Genomic DNA, 5,537 nt, shown 5'->3' on the forward strand with positions numbered 1-5,537 from the left:
AATTTGCTTCCGTCCACGCCTCGGTCTTCAACCATTTCAACTCGGAGCGCAGCCTCACCAGCCGACAGAATTTCAAGTCGAACCGCGCCGCTGCTCTCGCCGAGTGGCGTCAGCTTTGCGCCGCCTAAGTTCCTTTGGTTCGTGGCAAACTGAGACCAGCTAGAATCTGTCTGACAACTCCCCTGTCCGACATCCCCGAACTCACAGTCCGACACGATGACGGAATTGGCCATCCATGATCGTTGCCTGAACTTTTGTCGTCAGGAGTTCTTCGGGATTGTCCAAATCCAGAATGTTCCTGTCCAGGATCACGATATCGGCCAGTTTGCCGACTTCCAGAGAGCCAAGCTTGTCTTCCATTCTTAGTTGCCATGCAGGGTTAATTGTTACAGCTTCAATTGCCTGCATCAGGTCCAGCGGTTCAGCTCCATTTGGGAATTTCCTGGAGTTCTCGGGATCAAGGGGGTTCTTGAACGTAACCGCTGTGTAGATCTGATAGAGCATGCTGTTGGTCGACATCGGCGCGGACGGGTAATCTCCTGCAAGGCTGACGCTGACCCCGGCATCGGCCAGTGGCCTGTATTGAGAAACACGCTCGTTCGTCCGCGTGTCACCCAACATGCTGAGAAAGTCCTGGTCCTGCCCAGCCCAATCCACCGAAAAAATCGGGGTGATGTTTACCGGAATGCTGTTGTCGATCATGCGTTGCTGGTCATCAGGATGTACGATCTGATAGTGATGCAGCGCATTGCGCTCGTCCGTGTTGCCGGAGACGCGCGACGCAAGGATCGCGTCAATCATTCCACGCACAGTGCCCGACCCTTCAACATGGGCAAAAACATCTAGACCTTGGTCGTTTGCGGCCTTGACGACCTCTTTCATCTGATCCGGTTTTACCGCCGAAATGCCGATATTGTCTGTTCCCTCGAACGGCTCCAGCATCAGAACCGCGCCGGCACTCCAGGTTCCTTCGGGGTGTAACTTGATGCCATGTACGCGAAACAAGTCACCGTTGTATTTGTCGGCCATTGCACGTGCCCGTGCCGCAAATTCAACCGGATCGGCGGTCGCGTCCTTGTAGGCCGGCTGAACAAATGTTCGCACTGGCAAATCACCGTCGGCGAGCGCTTTTTCAAGCACCTTCATGGAAATCTCCAAATCATCGAACATGCCGGGTGCGTTTGTGAAGTTCGGAGTGACAACACCAGGAATCAGTGCTGTTGTTGTGCCGCCTGCGACCACTTGTGGTTGAAGTTTTTCGCGGCTTTCCTCGATCATTCGCTCGGGTTCCCAAGCGACTTTCGTATAGACAGGGAACCACGATCCTTCCTTGCCGACGCCCAACGGGTTTCCGTCGTCATCCCTGATCCAGTAAGTAACCCCCGGCACCGGGTCCGGCGTATCTTTGGTGATGTTTCCTGCTTCGAGCGCCTTGGTGTTCAGCCAGGCATCGTGAATGGTGAAGTCGATGATAATCGCGATCTTGTCGGGGATGATTTCATCCAACTCAGCGGCAGTCGGCGCCCCCCCCCATAAGGGTTGCATTGTATCCTTGGCCGACAACGATCGGCAGATCCGGGTTTTCCGCCACGTAGTCCCGCAGCATCTGCAGTGTTTCTTCTTTGTCTTTTGCCGCATTCAGATCGACGCCTAGTGTCGACCACGCGGAGCCAAGAACATGGTCGTGGGCGCTGACATAGCCGGGGAGCACCATCTTGCCGGTCAGGTCAAGAACTTCGGTGTTCTCGCCAGTTAAGCTTTCCACACCGCCCACGTCCCCAACATACACGATCTGATTGCCTCGCACTGCAACGGCTTGTGCCTCGGGATTTTCCTTGTCCATTGTCAGGACAAAAGCATTTTTCAAAACCAGGTCTGCGGCATCCTGGGCATGAGCAAGGCTGGCACAAAGCGCAAGAACGCTGGCTGTAATCATCTTCATCTCGTGTCTCCCCTGTTATTCATTTCATCATATGTGAGAGATTCCAAAATGCCATCATCGATTCAAGGCACCAGCAAATCTGGGTGAAAAGTTTCAATGTTAACAGATATCTACAGCCCGGATTGGCAAACACGTTGATGCTTTTAAAACCAACCAGGAGTCACTTCATCGGGAGCTCAATCGAACGGGTACTGTTCCCTTGACAGAGCAGTTTCGGCCCGCGAGTCTGATCAGGGAAAGTGGCAAGGGATCAAAAACAATGTGGTTAAACAAACGCTGCCTGGCAGATCGAACCCGGAGTTTGATCCAACCTCTGTTGCTCCTTGCCCTGGTTTTGGTCGAACCCGTCACAGCCAAGGCCCAAGTTCCCATCTCTGGAAACTACGGGCTTGGAGGAGGATTGGGGCAGACATCGGCAATCATGCCTCCACAAGGAACGCGCATCGTGGAGAATGGTTGGATATCTTACAGCATCGATCGTTTTGTGGATGGAAACGGCAATGACCTCGGTGTTGGCGGCACGTCGGTCCATGCGATGCGACTTGCCTTCAAAACCGTTGTTCCCGATGTGCAGATCCTTGGCGGGGATTATTCATACGGCCTTGTTTTGACCTATCGCGACCAAGTGCTGCGTCCAGCACCCGGCGCAAGGACCGCTTATCAAATCGGTGACACTGTCATCAGCCCCCTTGGGTTGGGATGGCACAATGGAGCCTGGCACACACAAGTATCCTATACGTTCTGGGCGCCTACAGGGAGATTTCAGGCTGGAGGGGCCCAAAACACCGGCAAGGGCTTGTGGAGCCACATGTTCTATGCGGGCACGACATGGAGACAGCAAACCGAGCTTCCCTGGTCGGCAACGCTTCAGGCGCGCTTTGAAACTTTTGGGCGTCAAGAAACGACAAATATCCGCCCCGGTGACGTGCTTTCAATTGAAGCCGCCTTCGGCAAGGAAGTCGCCAAGGGCGTATCTCTCGGTTTGGCTGCGGCCACTTCATTCCAGGTATCGCGACAATCCGGAACACCTGGTGGAGACCCGGGCAAGTATCGGATCAACATCATCGGTGCCGAGGTCGTCTGGAAACCCAAAGCTTTGCCAGGCTTCCAGATCGCTTCGCGCGTCGGCAAGGACTTTGACAACAGGAATTCGACCGAAGGCGTGACAGCTCTTCTGTCTCTGGCCTACGCCTTCTGAAACCCTACTTGGACGTCAGGTTCTTGGCAAAACGCGACCGTGTTTGCTTACGACCACAATTACCTCGACGTGTACAAATTCCCTTTCTATGTCGCGTTGAAGCTCATGGGTCAGCTTGTCGATCTGTTCAGCGGTCGTGGTCCCCTGTGGATCGAAGTACACGACAACGGTGTGCAGACGTCCGAGTTTCGACACAGACAGATCGACAAGCAAACCATTGTGAAGCTTGATTGTTTGGCGAATTGCACGACGAACCTTTGCGACGGCTTGCGGCCGGGCGGTAACTCCTGCCAGTTCGCCCAACCCCACCGTAAAGTCCTTATAATATTGCACAATCACCGTTGAACACAGGGCCAGAACGATCAAGGAGTCTCCGACAGGAGCGATGGGAGCCAATACTCCGTCGCGGAAATAGTGGACTGCAAACAACCCGACGGCCGCAGCCAGTGTGATAATTCCGTCAAAGGCGGCTGCCTTTCCCTCAAGTCTCAGAATTTCACTTGTCTTCCGGGTCCGCCTCCAAGCCCGCTGGTGCGAGAACCAAAGGCCGAAGCTGGTTGATCCAACGACAAGAAAGTAGACAGCCATGGGCGCAAACAGAAGCTCTGTTGGAGGGGCGCCATTTGCATAGGACACGATGTTCATCGCGGCGCTGACCATTGCAAACAACACAAGCCCCAACAGCGACATCGCTCGGAAGGTGGAAAACAGTGCTTCGTCCCCGGCATAACCAAACGGGCGATATTTGTCGGGCTGGCGTTGCGCATTGCGTGAAATGCGCGTCCCGATCAAAGCTGCAAAAAAACCAACAAGCGAGAAGAGCCCGTCTACCAGAATGGCTTGTGAATTCGAGAGGTAGGCGGCCAGAACTCCGGCCGCCCCCATGAACAAATTCCCCGCCATGCCCGCTCGCAGAGCCCGGCTTTCCAGGGATTGAGTTGGATCAGATGGGTGGGTCATTTGCATCACCGATATGGTAGCGGATCGAAGTGGAGGGGTTCGCATCGAGAAAGGATCGTTTCCAACTATCAGAAACGACCCTGTCCCTATGCAACTTTCTTAGGATGCGGCGCCGTTACAAGAGCCCCATGTAACGGTTGCCTTCCCGCTGTCCGCTTGCTGGATCAAATCGGCACAGACAGGACCGCCATACGCTTTGGTATCTTCAAGAGTGAACGTGATCTCCTTCGCCGTTTCCAGGCTGCGGGTCGTGATTTCACCATTGTCCAGATTGTAGCGGAACGAGATCCAGGTTGCGTAAGTGGCCGAGGAGCCGTTGTCGGCCGGATCTTCGATTCCGTGCGGAACCAGAACCGCGTTGTCAAAAGCCATCTGGATTTGCCCCATCGTCTGATCGTAGGATTTGCCGCTGTAGTCCTGATACTGGCTCGACCAGAGCAGTCGCAGATTGCGGTCAAGCGAACCGATGGTCGAAGGCAAGTCGGCGCCCAGACGATTGTTCGAAAGATCGAATTGCTCAACGTATTCCCGGTGATCCTGCTGAAGAGGGCTGTTTGTCATGACCCGCAAATCAGAGGCCGCGTCACCAATGTGAACGACTTCGGTACCGCCTTCGTTCAACTGGAACAGGGCGATGTCGCCGCTTTTGTCGACGACAGAGAAGTGAACACCGTGATAGGTGTCGCTGCCACGCATTTTCGATCCCCAAGCGATCTGGAACTCCCCTTTTTCATGAGCTTCCAGAACTTCGGCGACGGTTGCATAGTTTTCCGCCACAAATGCGGTGAAGTCGCTCAGCGATACTGCTGGGAAACCTTTGTCGCTGTGCAGTTCATTGAACGGTTTCGGGTTGTTTTGATAGAGGCCCATCGCACTCAGGCCCTGGTCATTGATGGCCTCAACCGACGCGCCATGAAACAACTCGTGCTCTTCCATGGCGACCGTGTGGTACTTGACGCTCCATTCTGCCGCTTTGCCGTACTGGTCTACATCGGAAGTACGCCGGGCTTCACCGACCGGGTGAACATGGCCGACTGCACCAAGCTTTTCACCCCAGTCCACTGAGCGCATGACAATGGCACCGTGATCGGTTTGAGCGATGTAGCGTGTGCAAGCGACGGCAGACATGGCCGTTGAGGACATGACAAGTGCCATGATTGCGGTTGCAGCGGTTGATTTCAAAGAGCGGCGGGAAGAGCGGGTCCGGTTAAACATTGGGTTTTTCCTTTGGCTTGAAGAGTTGCTGTTCGTGTTGTCGATGAGCCAGAGATAGCCGCCCTCAGCCGCGCCCGAAATGTATGCAACAGTAATGATACGGTTGCCGAGGCAAGTTCAGTCGTGGGGACAAATTGTGGTCCTCGACTAGGGTCTGTTGAGATTCAGGATTCCCATCTGGTCTAGGTTCTGATTCAAACTCCCAAAAGGGAGGTCTGAATG

The 5,537-nt window shown here is 54.4% G+C and carries 3 protein-coding genes and 2 pseudogenes; 2 read left to right on the forward strand and 3 right to left on the reverse strand.

Features of this window, described 5'->3' with window-relative positions; all coding sequences use genetic code 11:
* Window positions 1-128 (forward strand): annotated as a pseudogene (locus OEZ49_RS22745) (IS6 family transposase); the annotation flags it as partial.
* A 73-nt stretch (window positions 129-201) separates the two neighbouring features.
* On the opposite strand, the pseudogene OEZ49_RS22750 reads toward OEZ49_RS22745, so the two are convergent.
* Window positions 202-1,942 (reverse strand): annotated as a pseudogene (locus tag OEZ49_RS22750) (amidohydrolase).
* A 301-nt stretch (window positions 1,943-2,243) separates the two neighbouring features.
* Between OEZ49_RS22750 and OEZ49_RS22760 the strand changes: the two are divergent.
* A complete protein-coding gene (locus OEZ49_RS22760) occupies window positions 2,244-3,140 on the forward strand; it encodes a SphA family protein (protein WP_263390435.1) in 897 nt (298 codons plus the stop codon).
* Between the two features lie 15 nt (window positions 3,141-3,155).
* Here OEZ49_RS22760 and OEZ49_RS22765 read toward each other — a convergent pair whose 3' ends face one another.
* Complete coding sequence (locus OEZ49_RS22765; protein WP_263390436.1) at window positions 3,156-4,100, reverse strand: cation transporter; 945 nt, start codon at window positions 4,098-4,100, stop codon at window positions 3,156-3,158.
* A 99-nt stretch (window positions 4,101-4,199) separates the two neighbouring features.
* Window positions 4,200-5,315 carry a linear amide C-N hydrolase gene (locus tag OEZ49_RS22770; protein WP_263390437.1) on the reverse strand — a complete coding sequence of 372 codons (1,116 nt, stop codon included), beginning with the start codon at window positions 5,313-5,315 and terminating at the stop codon, window positions 4,200-4,202.
* Window positions 5,316-5,537 lie beyond the last annotated feature (222 nt).

It is taken from the genome of Ruegeria marisflavi, assembly GCF_025673445.1.
Taxonomy (GTDB): Bacteria; Pseudomonadota; Alphaproteobacteria; order Rhodobacterales; family Rhodobacteraceae; genus Ruegeria_B; species Ruegeria_B marisflavi.

What these genes read in the sequence shown, in the direction of transcription:
- OEZ49_RS22770 (WP_263390437.1), bottom strand. Translation starts at nt 5,315, where the DNA reads ATGTTTAACCGGACCCGCTCTTCCCGCCGCTCTTTGAAATCAACCGCT.
- OEZ49_RS22765 (WP_263390436.1), bottom strand. Translation starts at nt 4,100, where the DNA reads ATGACCCACCCATCTGATCCAACTCAATCCCTGGAAAGCCGGGCTCTG.